The sequence below is a fragment of the Accumulibacter sp. genome (assembly GCF_023806565.1).
GTDB lineage: Bacteria > Pseudomonadota > Gammaproteobacteria > Burkholderiales > Rhodocyclaceae > Accumulibacter.
The window spans coordinates 1-16,091 of the sequence record NZ_JAMTDV010000093.1 but is presented as its reverse complement, the minus strand read 5'-3'; the positions used below and the strand labels follow the sequence as shown (position 1 = coordinate 16,091).

The following is a 16,091-nucleotide window of genomic DNA, read 5'->3' as shown; positions in this document are numbered from 1 at the left end:
TCAAAGCGGACAATTCATCTGCTACAAAACCGGACAGGTCTATTTGTTGCCAACAGACGACGCCAGCCAAATGGCCTCAACACCTTCTAGAATATGGCTTTAGTCCGGATTGACCTTGCCATGAACTTCATCGCCGCCCTCCGCTCCGCCTGGAAGGAGCGCAACAGCCTTCTCTGTGTCGGCCTCGATCCCGACCCCGCGCGCTTTCCGCTGCATCTCGCGAGCCGGTCTGACGCGATTTTCAACTTCTGTCGGACGATCGTCGACTCTACCGCCGATCTCGTCTGCTGCTTCAAGCCGCAAATCGCGTATTTCGCCGCGCATCGTGCCGAAGACCAGCTTGAAGCGCTCATCGCCCATATCCACACCATGCATCCGGGCACGCCAGTGATTCTCGACGCCAAGCGCGGCGATATCGGCAGCACCGCCGAGCAGTATGCCATCGAGGCCTTCGAGCGTTATCGTGCCGATGCTGTTACCGTCAACCCGTATCTCGGGCGCGATTCGTTGGAACCCTACTTTGCGTTTCCGGGCAAGGGCGTGATCCTCCTCTGCCGCACGTCCAACCCCGGCGGCAGCGATCTGCAGTTCCTCGAAGTCGGCGGCGAAAGGCTGTACGAACGCGTTGCCCGTCTCGCCAGCGGTGAATGGAACGCCAATGGCCAATGTGCCTTGGTCGTCGGCGCCACTTTCCCGAACGAACTGGCGCGCGTACGCGCGTTGATCGGCGACATGCCGTTGCTCGTTCCCGGCATCGGCGCCCAGGGTGGCGACGTCGAAGCCGCCGTGCGCGCCGGGATCTCGTCCGATCGCGCTGGCCTGATCATCAACTCCTCTCGCGCCATTCTCTACGCGGGAACCGGTCAGGACCATGCAACCGCCGCCCGCAGCGTGGCGCTGGCAACTCGCGACCTGATCAACCGCTACCGCTGAGCGTGCTACCGGAATACACGCTCACACGTCGATATTCCGCGCCGCCAGCGCATTCGACTCGATAAAGCTGCGACGCGGTTCCACGAGCTCGCCCATCAAGGTACTGAAGATTTCGTCTGCACTGATTGCGTCCTCGATCTGCACCTTCAACAGGCGACGCACTTTCGGGTCCATCGTCGTTTCCCAGAGTTGTGCAGGGTTCATCTCGCCAAGGCCCTTGTAGCGCTGCTTGGTCACGCTGCGCTCGACTTCGTCGAGCAGCCACTGCATCGCTTCGGCAAAGCTGCTCACGGATTTCCTTCTTTCGCCGCGCGTAACGAAACCGCCCGGCCCGAAAAGACCAGCCAGGATTTCCGCCGTCTTGCGAAGCTGCGCATAGTCACCGCTGACCAGCAGATCGTCATCGATGACGCCGAGCTTCAGATTGCCATGCAGGACTTTCTCCAGACGCAGTTGCCAGCGTTCCTGGGCCATGTCGTAGCGTGCCGCGATGCTGATCCCCGGCGTGCTGCCCACCGCCTGCATGAGTGCATCCGCGCTCACCACTGCCGACGCTTCATCGGCCAGCCGGATTTCCAGATTGCTGTCCACCAGTGCGTGCAGAACTTCCGGGTTGATCAGATGCGAGAGACGGTTGATCACCGCCTCGGCCAGCAGGTACTCTCTCGCCAGCAGCTCGAGCGCACCCCCCGAGATCTCGGGAGCACCAGCGCGCGGCGTCAGTGCCGAACCCTCGAGCGCCAAGTTCAGCAGGAACTGCTTCAGGGCCTGATCGTCCTTGAGATAGCGCTCGGTCTTCCCATGCTTCACCTTGTAGAGCGGCGGCTGGGCAATGTAGATGTGGCCACCTTCGACGAGCTCGCGCATCTGCCGATAGAAGAACGTGAGCAACAAGGTGCGGATATGCGCGCCGTCCACATCGGCATCGGTCATGATGATAAGACGATGGTAACGAAGTTTCTCCGGCTTGTATTCATCCTTGCCGATGCCGGTACCCAGCGCGGTAATCAGCGTGGCGATTTCCTGCGATGAAATCAGCTTGTCGAAGCGCGCCTTTTCTACATTGAGGATTTTTCCCTTGAGCGGCAGAATTGCCTGAAACTTGCGGTCACGACCCTGCTTGGCCGACCCTCCGGCAGAATCACCTTCGACCAGGTACAACTCGCAGAGCGCCGGGTCCTTTTCCTGGCAATCGGCGAGCTTCCCCGGCAGACCGACTCCGTCGAGCAGTCCCTTGCGCCGGGTCATTTCCCTCGCCTTGCGTGCGGCATCGCGCGCACGCGCCGCCTCGACGATCTTTCCGGTGATTACCTTCGCGTCGAGGGGCCGCTCCTGGAGAAACTCGGTCAATTTCGCAGCCACCACCTCTTCGACCGCTGGACGCGCTTCGGAGGAAACGAGCTTCATCTTGGTCTGTGACGCGAACTTCGGATCCGGCATTTTCACCGACAGCACGCAGGCCAAGCCTTCACGCATGTCGTCACCAGTGATGTCGACCTTCGCCTTTTTCGCGATCTCGTTTTCCTCGATGTAACGGTTGATCACGCGCGTCATCGCTGCGCGCAGCCCGGTCAGGTGCGTTCCTCCATCAGCCTGCGGAATGTTGTTCGTGAAACACAGCACCTGTTCCGCATAGCTGTCGTTCCACTGCATTGCAACTTCGACGCTGATCACTCCATTGGCGCTCAGCGAATCGCCCTTGGCATGGAAAATGTTCGTGTGCAGGACCGCCTTGCTGCGATTGATGTATTCGACGAAACCCTTGACCCCGCCAAGAAAGGCAAAGTCTTCCTCCTTGCCCATGCGCTGATCATTGAGGCGGATCTTCACTCCATTGTTGAGGAAGGAAAGCTCACGCAGGCGCTTGGCAATGATTTCGTAGTGGAACTCCACCGCACCGAAAATTTCCTCGTCGGCCATGAAATGCAGTTCGGTGCCACGCTTCTCGCTGTCGCCGACCACCCTGAGCGGCGACACTTCGACGCCACGCTGTACTTCAATCAGGCGATCAACTACCAATCCCCGATTGAATTCAATGAAATGCTTCTTCCCATCTCGGCGCACGGTCAGGCGGAGCCAGCGCGACAGCGCGTTGACGCAGGACACGCCAACACCATGCAAACCGCCCGAGACCTTGTAAGAGTTCTGATTGAACTTGCCGCCAGCGTGCAGAACGCACATGACGATCTCGGCTGCCGACCGTTTCGGCTCGTGCTTGTCATCGAACTTGATGCCCGTCGGAATGCCACGACCATTGTCACTGACTGAAATCGAACTGTCGGCATGGATGGTGATGACGATCTCGTCGCAATGACCGGCCAGGGCCTCGTCGATCGCATTATCGACGACCTCGAAGACCATGTGGTGCAAGCCCGTCCCATCCGAGGTATCGCCGATGTACATGCCGGGACGCTTGCGAACCGCTTCGAGACCTTCGAGTTGCTGGATGCTCGACTCGTCATACGCAAACTGCTCGTTCTCTTCCATCATTTTGAATCCGCCTATCTCTTCCATTGAACTTCTGTTGCCACTTGCAGCGCTTTCTCGCGATGCACTCTATATGCGCATCGGCATGACCACGTACTTGAAACGATCGTTGCCCGGAACCGTCACCAGGGCGCTCGAACTCGCATCGTTGAAACTCCACTCGATCGATTCGTCCGAAAGGTTGTTCAACACATCCAGCAGATACGCAACATTGAAACCCACATCGAGTGGCTCGCCGCTGTACTCCACCTCGATCTCTTCTTGGGCCTCCTCTTGGTCGGCGTTGGCAGCCATGATTTTCAAGCTGCCTTCGCCCAGCATCAGGCGCACACCGCGAAATTTCTCGTTGGTCAGAATCGCCGCGCGAACCATCGACTGCAACAGCGCGCTACGGCCTACCGTAACGACGTTCCGGAGTGTTGCCGGAATCACCCTCTGATAGTCCGGAAACTTGCCGTCGATCAGCTTCGACACGAGATTGATCTGACCGAACTGGAAGCGCACTTGTGTGGGCAGAATCTCGATCGATAGTGGGGTATCGCCATCGGTCAGCAGACGTCCGAGTTCAAGCACCGTCTTGCGCGGCAAGATCAGCTCTCGCCGGAAGCCGCCCGTCTCCGACGGGCCCTCCTCGTCGGTCGCCAGCGGCATGCTTGCGTAGGCAAGTCGATGACCGTCGGTCGCCACTGCACGCAACTCCCCGGCTTCCACAAGCAGGAGGAGCCCGTTGAGGTAATAGCGGACATCCTGTGTAGCCATCGAATACTGCGTTTGTAACAGCAAGTGGCGAAACTGCCGCTGACTCACCAGCAGCTTCGTCACCTCGCCGTCCGCTATCGACATGGAAGGAAAGTCGTCTGCCGGCAGGGTCTGCAGATGGAAACGGCTCTTCCCCGCTTTCACCAGCAAGCGCCTGTTCTCCAGACTCAGACTCACCTCCGCCGCTTCCGGCAAGGAACGCAGAATGTCCTGCAACTTGCGTGCAGAAACCGTGACAGCCCCATCGCTTCCCTCTCCGACGTCGCTGGTCGAAGTAGTGATTTGAATCTCGATGTCCGTCGCGAGAAGCGTCAACAGATCTCCCCGCTTCTCCAGCAGGACGTTCGACAGAATGGGTAAGGTATGACGCCTTTCCACTATCCCAGACACAGCCAGCAAGGGCGCCAGAAGGGTGTCCCGTCGTGTTTTGCTTAGAAGCATGTTTATAGATCCTATAAAGACTATAGTCCGGACAAAGCTGTTAAGAAATGAATTTTCTCAAATTAATTCAATATGTTGTGTTTACTCATCGGCCTGTACAGGAGGGGGATCGGGCGGTGGACAGAAGCGGACAACTTTTCCACAAGCCTTTTCGGAAGCAGTTGTTCACTTCTTGCCAGCCGTTTACCCACAGACTTTTCCCGGCTTCGTCAACCTTTCAGGACCTGCAGAAGCACGTGCACGTCGTGATTCAGCTCGTTGTCCCGCGTGCGCAGTTCGTCGATCGTCCTCACGGCGTGCAGCACGGTTGTGTGGTCACGGCCACCAAAGGCGTCACCAATTGCCGGGTAGCTCAGCGAAGTCAGATCCTTTGCCAGCCACATGGCGATCTGACGCGGCCGAACGATCACCCGGGTGCGCTTCTTTGAGAACAGGTCGGCAACCTTCATCTTGAAATACTCGGCCACCGTTTTCTGGATGCTGTCGACCGTAATCTGGCGGTTGACCGAGCCGATCACGTCCTTCAGTGCTTCCTTCGCCAGATCGAGAGCGATCTGCTGTCCATGAAAGGCAGAATACGCGAGCACTTTCTTAAGAGCGCCCTCGAGCTCACGCACGTTGGAGCGCAAGTGCTTGGCAATGTAGAAGGCGACCTCGTCATCCAGCGCCACGCCTTCTGCTTCCGCCTTCTTCTTCAGGATAGCCACGCGCATTTCCGTTTCCGGCGGCTCGATCTGGACGGTAAGTCCCCAGTCAAAGCGGGTGATCAGACGATCCTCGAGCCCCGAAATGTTTTTCGGATAGGTGTCGGAACTGATCACGATTTGCTTTTTTGCTTCGCTCAACGCATTGAAAACGAAGAAAAACTCCTCCTGTGTCCGGTTCTTGCCATTGAAGAAATGAACGTCGTCGAGCAGTAGAACGTCGAGCGAACGATAGTATCGCTTGAAGACGTCGAACGACTTCTTCTGATAGGCGCGCACAACGTCGGAATAGTAGTCCTCGGCATGGACATAACGGACGATCTTGTCCGGATCATGTTCGAGAATCTGGTTACCAATCGCATGGATCAGATGCGTCTTGCCCAAGCCAGCACCGCCGTAGATGAACAGCGGGTTGTAGCTGGCTCCCCCGGGGCTGAGCGCCACCTGCCGGGCCGCCGCGCGTGCCAGGTCGTTGGCCTTGCCGACGACCAGATTCTCGAAGGTGAAGCCAGCAATGAGCCGCGTCTTTTCGTAGCTCCCTCTATCCCTGTCCGACGGCGAAATTTTCCTGCTTGCCGAGCCAACGGCCGCCAGCGCCCCAAGTGAGGTCGATGGTGCCTTCTCGCTTGTCGGGGCGGTCTCGACGCGAGTAGCCGCAGCCCGTTCGGCGATGCTCAAGGCGACATTGACCGGCGTTGAAAAATACTCGCTTGCCAGCGCTTCGACACGTGCCAGGTAGCGCTCCTTGACCCACTTGAGGATGAAACCGTTCGGCGCCAGCAGCCTCAGGCCGTGTGCCACGTCGTCCTCGCCTTCGCAGCGAAGCGGGCGGATCCAGGTATTGAATTGCTGAGGGGGGAGTTCCTGCTCGAACTGGCTCAGACAGGAAACCCAAAAACTACACATCGAGGTTCATGAAGACAAATCCTGAACAGGAGCAGCAGCCAAGCGCGACCAACATGATTTCTCTTCTTGATCAGTGCGCTGCACGCTTCCTCTCGGCGGCGGACGAACGCTGACGGCCAATGGGCGAGACGGAATGGTTCGCCGCAGCACTGTTCGACGATTCTTGACGTACGCCCCTCAGAGCAAATTCTAACCTGTTGACTGGTAGTTATCCACAGCTTGGTCAAAAATATAGCCTTGACAAGACCATGCCCTGCACTGTCTAATCTCATGTTTTATCTTGCTTTGACTTCAAAGGCTTAACCATGAAACGCACCTATCAACCGTCGGTCGTTCGTCGCAAGCGGACGCATGGCTTCCTGGTCCGCATGTCCACTCGCGGTGGGCGTGCGGTGATCAACGCTCGTCGTGCCAAGGGCCGTCACCGCTTGGCAGTTTGAGCAACCGGTCGGAGAACGCTGCCGATCGTGTGCCATCGGTCGCCGCTTTTCCCAAGCACTATCGCCTGCTCAAAACGGATGAATACTCATCCGTTTTTGGTTTCAGGAAGGCACTGAAAAGTCGTCATTTCCTGCTACATTACCGCGCGCGCGGTGCTGATGAAGTGCCGGGAGCGAGACTTGGTCTGGTCGTCGCCAAGCGCTTCCTGCGCCGTTCCGTCGATCGGAATCTTGTCCGGCGACTCGCCAGAGAGCAATTCCGCCTGATGCGTGCCCGTCTTCGCTCGAACGATTTCGTCCTGCGCCTGGCGGCGAAACCCCTGGCCATTGACCGACAGGCTCTCGCGCACGAAATCCGGACCCTGCTGAGCAAAGCGACTTCACCTCGACAATGAGACGATGAAATACATGTTGCTTGCGCTGCTAGGCTTTTACCGATGTGCGATCAGCCCGATGCTCGGACCTCGCTGTCGTTTTTTCCCCAGCTGTTCGGAGTACGCCACGGAAGCGGTGAGAAAATACGGTGCTGCCAGAGGCGCCCGTCTGGCCTTGCAGCGCCTGTGCCGGTGTCATCCGTGGAATGCGGGTGGTGTCGACCCTGTACCCTGAACAAACACAGAATTCCATAGGGACTTCATGGACAACCGACGCCTGCTTCTCCTGATCGTTTTTTCGTTCTCGCTGGTGATGCTTTGGGATGCCTGGCAGAAATACAGTCACCCGAAGGTCGTACCAGCGGCGACCACCGCGAGTTCGAGCGAGGCTCCTGCACCACAACCTTCGGTCAATCTTCACGCAGCGCTTCCCGCCGCGCCCGCGGCGGTGCCGCTTTCCCCCGTCGAAAAGGTGGAGACCGTCACAGTCACGACCGATCTATTCGTGGCCGAGATTTCGAAACGCGGTGGCGATATCGTGCGCCTCGAATTCAACGCCTACAAAGACAGCAAGGACAAGGCAAAGGACTTCGCCCTGTTCGACGCCAAACACCAATACGTCGCCCAGAGTGGTCTGATTGGCGACGGCCTGCCGAATCACAAAACGATGTTCTCCGTGGTCGCCGGAAGGCGGGAACTCGTCGGCGATGCAGCAACCGTAATCCTGCGCCTGGAGGCACCCGTCAGTAACGGCGTCAAGGTCACGAAAATCTATACGTTCCGCCGTGGCAGCTATTTGATTGACGTCGCCTATGAGATCGCCAACGGCGGCGACAAGGAACTCGCCGCGCACGCGTACTATCAACTGCAGCGCGACACCGCTGCTCCAGAAGGAGAAAGCTCGATGGTGTCGACTTTCACTGGTCCCGCGGTGTACACGGAACAGGACAAGTATCAGAAAGTGAGCTTTGCCGATATCGAGAAAGGCAAGGCCAAGTTCGCCACCAAGGCCGACAACGGCTGGGTTGCCATGGTACAGCACTATTTTGTCGCGGCCTGGATTCCCGAGCCCGGACCGACGCGCGAGTTCTACATGCGCAAGCTCGAAAACACTGCCAGTCCGGAAATCACCGCTGGCGTCATCGTGCCGGCGCCGGTCGTCGTTCCGGGCGGAACGGCGGCGATTTCGGTACCGATCTACGCCGGCCCGCAGGTCCAGGCTATTCTCGACCAACTGGCAAGACCCAGAGCAGAAGGTGGCATTGGTGCACAGGGACTGCCACTCGTCGTCGATTACGGATGGTTGACGATCATTGCTGCGCCAATTTTCTGGTGCCTGGAAGCGATCCATAGACTGGTCGGCAACTGGGGATGGTCGATCGTGCTGCTCACCATCGGCATCAAGCTGCTCTTCTTTCCGCTGTCGGCCGCCAGTTATAAGTCGATGGCCAAGATGCGGACGGTCACGCCCCGGCTCGCCGCGCTCAAGGAACGCTATGGCGATGACCGTCAGAAGCTCAACCAGGAGATGATGGCGCTCTACAAGCGCGAAAAGATCAATCCGCTCGGTGGTTGCCTGCCGATAGCCGTGCAGATCCCGGTGTTCATCGCCCTGTACTGGGCGCTGCTGGGTGCCGTCGAAATTCGCGATGCACCGTGGATCCTGTGGATCACCGATCTGTCCGCGGCCGATCCGTACTACGTCCTGCCAGTCGTCATGGTAGTGACGATGCTGATCCAGACGAAACTCAATCCGACCCCACCTGACCCCATCCAGGCCAAGGTGATGATGATGATGCCATTCATCTTCGGCGCCATGTTCTTCTTCTTCCCGGCTGGCCTGGTACTCTACTGGATCGTCAACAACATCCTGTCGATTGCCCAGCAGTGGCAGATCACCCGGATGATCGAGAGTGGCGGAAAGGCCGCCAACGACAGCAAGGCCTGAACCGGTCAGGCAAACGATCGCCGCCATCGCGACCGCTGCCGGTCGCGCTGCGATCGGCGTAATTCGGCTCTCCGGACAAGGCCTCCTCGATTTCGCCGCAGCCCTGAGTGGCAAGCGACCGGAGCCCCGTTCCGCCATCCTTGCCGACTTCACCAGCGCTGACGGCAGTATCATCGACCGCGGACTGCTGCTCCATTTTCCCGCGCCACGCTCCTTCACTGGCGAGGAGGTGCTTGAGTTGCACGCGCACGGTGGCCAGATCGTCCTGCAGATGTTGCTGGCTCGTTGCCTGGAGCTTGGCGCGCGTATCGCTGAGCCTGGCGAATTTACCCGGCGCGCGTTCCTCAACGGTAAGCTCGACCTCGCTCAGGCCGAGGCAGTCATTGATCTGATTGACGCGGCCACTGCCGTCGCGGCACGCAGCGCCGTACGCTCGCTGCAGGGGGAATTTTCCCGGGAGGTGAATGCGCTGCTCGAGCAACTCGTCGAGCTGCGTGCATTGGTCGAAGCAACGCTCGATTTTCCTGATGAGGAGATCGATTTTCTTGAAGCGGCGGATGCCTTTGGCCGTCTCGAACGTCTGCAGCAACGGCTTGGTGGGCTCTTTGCACGTGCCCGGCAGGGCCGATTGCTGCAGGGAGGTCTGCACGTCGTGCTCGCCGGCCAGCCGAATGTCGGCAAATCGAGCCTGCTCAACTGCCTCGCCGGCGACGACCTGGCCATCGTTACGCCGCTTCCCGGAACCACTCGTGACTTGGTGCGCGGCACTTTGCAACTTGCAGGAATTCCACTGCACGTGATCGATACCGCGGGCCTGCGTGAAACCGACGATGAAATCGAGAAGATCGGCATCGAACGGACCTGGCGCGAGATCGAGCGTGCCGACGCAATCGTCCTGCTGGTTGATGCCCGCAGCGGCGTCGGCGATGCGGAGCGCGCCATTCTCGCGCAGTTGCCCGCTCATCTCGTCCGCCTCACCGTTCATAACAAGATCGATCTCGTACCGTGCGCCGCCGAACGCCGTGAGCACGACGGCGCGATCGAGATTGCGCTGTCCGCACGCTCGGGCGAAGGGATTGAACTGCTGCGCCAGGAATTGTTGCGGGTCGTCGGCTGGCATCCCTCCGAGGATCTTTTCATCGCTCGCGAGCGGCACCTGCAAGCGCTTGCCGACACTCGCCAGCACCTCGAAACGGCGTGCGAGCAGTTGCCGCGGCTCGAGTTGTTCGCCGAGGAACTGCGGCTGGCTCAGTTGGCCCTGGCTGCGATCACCGGGAAATTCACTGCCGACGATCTGCTGGGCGAGATCTTCGGGCGCTTCTGCATCGGAAAGTAGCAAGCCTTCCTGAGCGTTCCGACACATACCGATAACCATATGAAATCCATTGTAAAAGCTGGATTTTTGTTCTGCTGTTGGCTTGCATGTTCCGCACGAATCCGCTTAAAATTGTGCCCATGGTTGTGCCCATGGTGTGAATTCTGCCGTGACCATGGGCACATGCGATAAGCGGAATCAGAGGAAAAACGGAATTTTCCGCTTTTGAGAAATCAAGCTGACGGGCAGAACAAGGGGCGGAAAAATGGCTAGAGAGCAAGCAGCACTAGGGATTCAGGCAGTTGTGCCCATGGCTTCATTCTGCGCCCATGGTGGCGCTGCTTCATGGGCACAAAAAGGGGGTGAGGCATGGCGCTGACCGATACCAGGCTGAAGAATCTCAAGCCGGGTGAAAGGGCCTATCAGGAAGCCGACGGCGGCGGGTTGTTCGTTGAAGTCATGCCCGGCGGTGCAAGGGTCTGGCGCATCCGCTACCGGCTTGCGGGGAAGCAGGAGAAGCTGACCCTTGGCGAGTACCCCTCCTATTCGCTGGCCAATGCCCGGCAATGGCGGGAGGCCTGCACGACGCTGGCGCAACGTGGGCTATCGCCGATGGCCTTGAAGCGCGGCGACAAGATCCCAGACGACACGCTGCCGGAAGTCACAGCACTGGCTACCGCCTTCCTCAAGAAGTGGTGTCCGCAAACGGTGGCGAAGGTGAAGGCCCAGGAGATCGAAGCCAAGGAAGCCAACACGGTGGAAGCCTTCGCCTGGCGATGGTTCGCCGAAGTTGCCGAGCCTGCCAACAGCACCCCGCGCAACATCAAGCGCGTCCTGGAAAAGGACGTGCTGCCGGCGATCGGCGCGAAGCAGATCGTCGACGTGACTGTTGATGACGTGCTCCAAATTACCGACGCTATTAAGGCGCGTGGCGCTGATCAGATGGCGCTGCAAACCCGCAACGTGCTGAAGCGCCTGTTCTCCTATGCCATAGCAAGGCAGAAAGTGACGTTCAACCCGGCGGCGGCAGTGGAAGCGAAATTCATCGCCAGTGCCAGAAGCCGCGACGTGGCGCTGTCGTCGGATGAAATCGGCCGGCTGCTGCGGTCGATCTACCAATCATCCATGAAGCGGGCGCATAAGTTGGCGCTGCACCTTCTCATCCTGTGCATGGTCAGGAAGGGCGAACTGATCGAAGCGAAGTGGGAAGAAATGGACTTCGCCAAAGCGGAATGGTCGATCCCCGGCGAACGGATGAAAAAGGACAAGCCGCACCTGGTGTCGTTGTCTCGCCAAGCCATAGCGATGTTCGAGGAACTGAAGGGACTGGCGAGCGGTTCAGAGTGGGTTTTCCCGAGTCGTGGCAGTCTCAATCAACCCATTGCCCATAGCACCCTGAATGTCGCGGTGCGGGCGCTGGAAATCGATGTGCGGGACTTCGTGATTCATGACTTCCGGCGGACTGCCTCAACGCACTTGCACGAGGCCGGGTTCAATTCGGATTGGATAGAGAAGGCCCTAGCCCATGAAACCAAGGGCATCCGGGGCGTCTACAACCGGGCGCAGTACGCCGACCAACGGCGCGAAATGCTGCAATGGTGGGCGGACTTCGTGGATAGCCAGATCGAGGAAGGGCGGAAAGTGATCATTGGCCGCTTCGGGAAGGAATTCCGGGCGGCTTGATTGAGTTTTGCCGCGCCTAGGCCGATCACCGAAAACCGGGAACCCTTGCCCGGCTGGCGCGGCATCCTGAACCAAGGGCGAAGCGTGAAAGGGGCGCGATGAACATCGCGTTTGTCATTGGCGGCCGCGAGGCTATTCCGGTTAGGGCTATTCCGTATGTGACAGGGTGGTGGATGTCGCCGGATGTAGTCGCTAAATCGCTAGCCTACCGAGATTCGATGAACAACTTTGATGGCGTGCGCGCCTATCAACTGTCTGCGGATGGCGCTTGTTCGCCAATGTTGCCGAAGGAATGGGACGGTGTTGACGATCGTTTGAAGGGACTTGATGCCAAGCTTAAGGCGATGAGCGATGACAAAGACTTGACTCGCCCAATCTGGCTAGCCGAATCGATACCGTTGCTTCCAGGTGGCGTCTTCCTTTGGAAAGACGAATTTGAGCAGGCATTCTGTCAGGGTTATTCTCCACAACGTCTGGATTGGATTGATGAACGCCCCGGTGACCGAGAACTGAACTTCTCCCCATTGATTCCAGTAGAACTTCGTGATGTGGTCATCGAGGGATTCCGATCGGATGATGCGCGATCTGAGCGCGTGGCGGGTCATGGCGGCCAAAATCGTGCCGAGCAACCGCTACCGACCGCTGGCACTGTGTCAGTCAACCTCCCTCACCTACCGAAAGCCCTCGCTGCGGTGTTCCAGATCATGCGAAACAACTGGACGGACTACGACCCAAGGCGCATTCCCAAGCAAGTCAACATCGCCAAAGAGATAGACTGCGCGCTTGGATGGAAGGCTGATAGAGATGGTGGGCCATCACGCAACGCCAAGACAGTTGCCATGCTCATCAAGCCAGACGCCATTGACGACACTGAATAGGGCACCAAAGAGGGCACCATGACACTGTTCCGTGCCCTACGAAGGGAATAGTAAAAAGCGGCCACGTTCCGGTCAGTTCCGGGACGCTTTACCTTTTACAGGAGAGAGCGGAACATGGCCGCACAAACCCAATCCGCGCTGACCATTATTCGGCGCAAGCAAGTGGAAGCCCGTACCGGGCTTTCCCGTTCGACCATCTATGCCAAGCTGCGGCATAACCCCAAGAGGCCGAGCGACTATGACCCGACCTTTCCGAGACCGATTGACATCGGCGCAAAGGCTGTCGGCTGGATCGAGGCTGAGATTGACGCCTGGCTGACCGCCCAAATCCAGAAGAGCCGCAAGGCTTGAAGGGAAGCGGCAATGATGCCCGGCAACCCTATCGAGCAATTCCGCGAGGCGATTCAGGCAGCCGGCCTGGTGCCACCGGAAACCATCGAAGCGGACGGCAAGCTACGGCGCTTCGCCAGCAACGGACGGCGCAATGACGATGCGGGCTGGTATCTGTTGCACGTCGACGGCATTCCCGCCGGGAGTTTCGGTGACTGGCGCATGAGCCTGACGCAATCCTGGCGAGCCCATCTTGGCCGGGACCTGACGCCGGCAGAGGAAGCCGAGCACCGGGCCAAGGTCGAAGCCATGCGACGCGAGCGCGAAGCCGAGGAAGCGCGGCGACAGGCCGAAGCCGCAGCGACAGCGGCGGTGATCTTGAAGGAAGCGACACCGGCGACCGACAAACACGCCTATTTGATTCGCAAGGGCATCAAGGCGAACGGCGCGCTACTGCATCAAGGAAAGCTCGTAATCCCGATGCGATCCGGCGGCAAGGTGCACTCGCTGCAATTCATCGGCACCGATGGCGAAAAACGCTTCCTGACAGGCGGACGCGTGACGGGCTGTTACTTCAGCATCGGCAGCGCAAGAGACGCAACGGCGCTGTGCATCGTCGAAGGCTTCGCAACCGGAGCGAGCATTCAAGAAGCGACCGGCTACCCGGTAGCCGTGGCCTTCAACGCCGGCAATCTGCTCCCTGTTGCGAAGGCCCTGCGGGAGAAGTTCCCCGACCTGCCGCTGATCCTGTGCGCCGACGATGATTCCCGCACCGAAGGGAATCCGGGCCTGACGAAGGCGACTGAGGCCGCGAAGGCCATCAACGGCCGGCTGATAGTTCCCGACTTCGGCCCCGACCGACCGGACGGGGCCAGCGACTTCAACGACCTGGCGCGCCTGCGAGGCGATGACGTTGTACGCCGCGCCTTTCTGGCGGGCACCTGGCCCGGCGAAGGACTGGACATTGCTGGATGTCTTTCGACGCCTGCACCACCGGTGCGCTGGTTCATCACCGAGCGCATGCCCGCCGGTCGGGCCGGACTGCTTGCGGCCGTTGGTGGATCATCGAAAACGCGCACGCTGTTTCACCTCGCCGTCGGCGCCTGCATCGGCCGCTTGCCTTGGCCCTGGGAAGTGGCGACAACCGGCCGCGCTGTGCTGCTGCTGGCCGAGGACACCGCCGCCGACGCTCACCATGCCCTGAGCCTGATCGGTCGCATGCTCATGCGTGACGAGCGCCGACTGGTGGCCGAGCGACTGACCGTCTATCCGCTGGCCGGCGAGGATGCGCGCCTGCTGCGATTGGCCGCCGGCAACGTCTTGATTCCGACCGAGCGCGCCGCCGACCTGCTGCGCCGCCTGCGGATGACCAGGGATCTGGCTTTCATCGGGCTTGACCCTGCACTGGCTCTGACCGATGGCGACGAATTGAACCCGGCACACCAGCGACGCTTGGGCGAACTGGTAGACCGGCTGGCAATCGACACCGGCGCCTGCGTGTTGCTATCGGCGCACGCCGCCAAAGGTTCGCAAGCGCTTGACGAGCCGGGAAGCCATACCGCGCGCGGATCGGGCTCCTTGACCGACTGCGTGCGCTTTGAGTTCGTGCTGCGCACGATGACCCCACCCGAGGCGCGCCAATTCGGCATCACCGACATTGCAGAGAGGAAGGCACACGTGCAACTACTGGCGACCAAGGGCAACGCTTTGCCCCCGGCATCCTTCGCGCCCCTGTGGCTTCGCAGGGGCATCGGCGGGGCATTGGAACCGGCCGCGCTTGAACGGCAGGAAGCGGGCGCCGTAGGCCCACGGGAAGTGGCTGCACTCGGCATGCTGCGCGAGCTTTGCCGGGAATCGACGCCAAGCCTGAAAGACTGGCGTGACGCCTGCGGGAATGCTGGCTTACTGAGCGGCAAGACACCGCGAGCGCGTGAATCCTCAATGGAGCGAATCCGCAACACGCTACGCGGGGCCGGGCTCATAGTTCCGGGCATCGTTCGGGGCATATTCACACCAGCCGAGGGCGAAGAATGAAAGCTTTTTTCCCTCCCTTCCCCGCAAACCAAGCCCCCCACGCCCCCTTAAAGGGGGTGCGTGGAGTGCGGGCATAGGTTTGCCGGAAATGCGGGCGATTTGCGGGCAAATTGCGGGCATCGTGCGTGCTTCCCGTTTTCGGGAATTTCGGGATTAGCAGATGACCATCGCGACCTGCCCAAACTGCGGCGATTCGTTCCTGAAAGATCGGCACCCCAACGAGATGAGCAACCTGGTGACACAATCGCTACTGGCGCAACGCGAGGCCCGGACATGATCACCCCAACACCTCAAGCCATTGCCGCCGGCCTGTTTGCCACCCCGGATGGTTCAGAAGCGAAACTGACCATGGCCGGACTGTTTGCTCTGGCAGGCGTTCTTGCCTTCTCCTACCAGTGCGACCCGGAGTCATGTGCGCATTGCCTTCGCGGCGTTCATCGCGTCATGGAAGCCGCCAGCAAGGCCGGACTCAGTCCGCAGTCGGAAACCCTCATCTGGGCACTGTTCCGACACGGATACGACCCTGCCGCCGGCGATGAGCATGGCAAGCTGCTGGCAACCCTCTGCCGGCTAGTGGCCGTCGTCGTCGTCGGGCCTGATCTGATGACGTACCTACTGTCAGGCGAAGGTTCGCACTGATGCGCAGAGAGAGTAGCATTCGTGAGGCGGTACGGATATGGGAATTGAACTTTCGCCGATGAGAAGGAAGTCATGAGCAATCCCGCATCGGGCGATGACCAGCACAAGAGCTTGGAACCGTTCGGCCTCGCGGCGCAGCTTTCGGCAACCTCGCGTGTCGTGAACCTCGGGCGCCCAAAGAGGAGGTCAAGCCAGTTCAAGGGGGCCTACAGGGCGTCGA

At 59.6% G+C, this 16,091-nt stretch carries 14 protein-coding genes; 11 read left to right on the top strand and 3 right to left on the bottom strand.

All coding sequences use genetic code 11. The features are described 5' to 3' along the window. Positions 1-120: 120 nt before the first annotated feature. Positions 121-933, top strand: a complete 813-nt coding sequence (gene pyrF / locus NFV80_RS10890) for an orotidine-5'-phosphate decarboxylase (RefSeq protein WP_296758667.1) — start codon at positions 121-123, stop codon at positions 931-933. A gap of 21 nt (positions 934-954) precedes the next feature. Here pyrF and gyrB read toward each other — a convergent pair whose 3' ends face one another. The 3 genes from gyrB to dnaA form a co-directional block, all read right to left on the bottom strand. Further along, on the bottom strand, positions 955-3,423 hold the full coding sequence (gyrB, locus tag NFV80_RS10885) for a DNA topoisomerase (ATP-hydrolyzing) subunit B (protein WP_296758666.1): 2,469 nt from the start codon (positions 3,421-3,423) through the stop codon (positions 955-957). A 66-nt stretch (positions 3,424-3,489) separates the two neighbouring features. Then, positions 3,490-4,620: a DNA polymerase III subunit beta gene (dnaN, locus tag NFV80_RS10880; RefSeq protein ID WP_295325503.1), complete on the bottom strand. Its 1,131-nt coding sequence runs from the start codon at positions 4,618-4,620 to the stop codon at positions 3,490-3,492. A 209-nt stretch (positions 4,621-4,829) separates the two neighbouring features. After that, entirely contained in the window at positions 4,830-6,230 is a 1,401-nt protein-coding gene (dnaA, locus tag NFV80_RS10875; protein ID WP_295325501.1) for a chromosomal replication initiator protein DnaA, read from the bottom strand. Between the two features lie 305 nt (positions 6,231-6,535). Between dnaA and rpmH the strand changes: the two genes are divergently transcribed. The 10 genes from rpmH to NFV80_RS10825 all read left to right on the top strand — a co-directional run bounded on the left by rpmH (position 6,536) and on the right by NFV80_RS10825 (position 15,871). After that, the gene (gene rpmH / locus NFV80_RS10870) at positions 6,536-6,670 is read left to right on the top strand and encodes a 50S ribosomal protein L34 (RefSeq protein WP_295325498.1); all 135 of its coding nucleotides are present in this window, start codon (positions 6,536-6,538) and stop codon (positions 6,668-6,670) included. A gap of 29 nt (positions 6,671-6,699) precedes the next feature. After that, positions 6,700-7,065, top strand: coding sequence for a ribonuclease P protein component (gene rnpA, locus NFV80_RS10865; protein ID WP_295325495.1), 366 nt, complete (start codon positions 6,700-6,702; stop codon positions 7,063-7,065). Between the two features lie 4 nt (positions 7,066-7,069). Further along, positions 7,070-7,279, top strand: a complete 210-nt coding sequence (gene yidD, locus NFV80_RS10860; protein WP_296758663.1) for a membrane protein insertion efficiency factor YidD — start codon at positions 7,070-7,072, stop codon at positions 7,277-7,279. A gap of 27 nt (positions 7,280-7,306) precedes the next feature. After that, complete coding sequence (gene yidC, locus NFV80_RS10855) at positions 7,307-8,992, top strand: membrane protein insertase YidC (RefSeq protein ID WP_295329044.1); 1,686 nt, start codon at positions 7,307-7,309, stop codon at positions 8,990-8,992. Beyond that, positions 8,958-10,328, top strand: a complete 1,371-nt coding sequence (mnmE, locus tag NFV80_RS10850; protein ID WP_296758660.1) for a tRNA uridine-5-carboxymethylaminomethyl(34) synthesis GTPase MnmE — start codon at positions 8,958-8,960, stop codon at positions 10,326-10,328. The genes yidC and mnmE overlap by 35 nt, the downstream gene beginning before the upstream one ends. Positions 10,329-10,676: 348 nt before the next feature. Continuing rightward, the gene (locus NFV80_RS10845) at positions 10,677-11,990 is read left to right on the top strand and encodes a tyrosine-type recombinase/integrase (RefSeq protein WP_295330800.1); all 1,314 of its coding nucleotides are present in this window, start codon (positions 10,677-10,679) and stop codon (positions 11,988-11,990) included. A 98-nt stretch (positions 11,991-12,088) separates the two neighbouring features. Continuing rightward, the gene (locus tag NFV80_RS10840) at positions 12,089-12,868 is read left to right on the top strand and encodes a hypothetical protein (RefSeq protein WP_295330799.1); all 780 of its coding nucleotides are present in this window, start codon (positions 12,089-12,091) and stop codon (positions 12,866-12,868) included. A 114-nt stretch (positions 12,869-12,982) separates the two neighbouring features. Continuing rightward, the gene (locus NFV80_RS10835) at positions 12,983-13,219 is read left to right on the top strand and encodes an AlpA family phage regulatory protein (protein WP_295330797.1); all 237 of its coding nucleotides are present in this window, start codon (positions 12,983-12,985) and stop codon (positions 13,217-13,219) included. A 12-nt stretch (positions 13,220-13,231) separates the two neighbouring features. Further along, positions 13,232-15,232 (top strand): AAA family ATPase, encoded by a 2,001-nt coding sequence (locus NFV80_RS10830; protein WP_295330795.1) that lies wholly within the window; start codon positions 13,232-13,234, stop codon positions 15,230-15,232. A gap of 273 nt (positions 15,233-15,505) precedes the next feature. Beyond that, positions 15,506-15,871 (top strand): hypothetical protein, encoded by a 366-nt coding sequence (locus NFV80_RS10825; protein ID WP_295330793.1) that lies wholly within the window; start codon positions 15,506-15,508, stop codon positions 15,869-15,871. The last annotated feature ends 220 nt before the right edge of the window (positions 15,872-16,091 follow it).

What these genes read in the sequence shown, in the direction of transcription:
- NFV80_RS10830 (WP_295330795.1), top strand. Translation starts at nt 13,232, where the DNA reads ATGATGCCCGGCAACCCTATCGAGCAATTCCGCGAGGCGATTCAGGCA.
- NFV80_RS10825 (WP_295330793.1), top strand. Translation starts at nt 15,506, where the DNA reads ATGATCACCCCAACACCTCAAGCCATTGCCGCCGGCCTGTTTGCCACC.
- NFV80_RS10835 (WP_295330797.1), top strand. Translation starts at nt 12,983, where the DNA reads ATGGCCGCACAAACCCAATCCGCGCTGACCATTATTCGGCGCAAGCAA.
- dnaN (WP_295325503.1), bottom strand. Translation starts at nt 4,620, where the DNA reads ATGCTTCTAAGCAAAACACGACGGGACACCCTTCTGGCGCCCTTGCTG.
- rpmH (WP_295325498.1), top strand. Translation starts at nt 6,536, where the DNA reads ATGAAACGCACCTATCAACCGTCGGTCGTTCGTCGCAAGCGGACGCAT.
- gyrB (WP_296758666.1), bottom strand. Translation starts at nt 3,423, where the DNA reads ATGATGGAAGAGAACGAGCAGTTTGCGTATGACGAGTCGAGCATCCAG.
- pyrF (WP_296758667.1), top strand. Translation starts at nt 121, where the DNA reads ATGAACTTCATCGCCGCCCTCCGCTCCGCCTGGAAGGAGCGCAACAGC.
- NFV80_RS10845 (WP_295330800.1), top strand. Translation starts at nt 10,677, where the DNA reads ATGGCGCTGACCGATACCAGGCTGAAGAATCTCAAGCCGGGTGAAAGG.
- yidC (WP_295329044.1), top strand. Translation starts at nt 7,307, where the DNA reads ATGGACAACCGACGCCTGCTTCTCCTGATCGTTTTTTCGTTCTCGCTG.
- NFV80_RS10840 (WP_295330799.1), top strand. Translation starts at nt 12,089, where the DNA reads ATGAACATCGCGTTTGTCATTGGCGGCCGCGAGGCTATTCCGGTTAGG.
- yidD (WP_296758663.1), top strand. Translation starts at nt 7,070, where the DNA reads ATGAAATACATGTTGCTTGCGCTGCTAGGCTTTTACCGATGTGCGATC.
- dnaA (WP_295325501.1), bottom strand. Translation starts at nt 6,230, where the DNA reads ATGTGTAGTTTTTGGGTTTCCTGTCTGAGCCAGTTCGAGCAGGAACTC.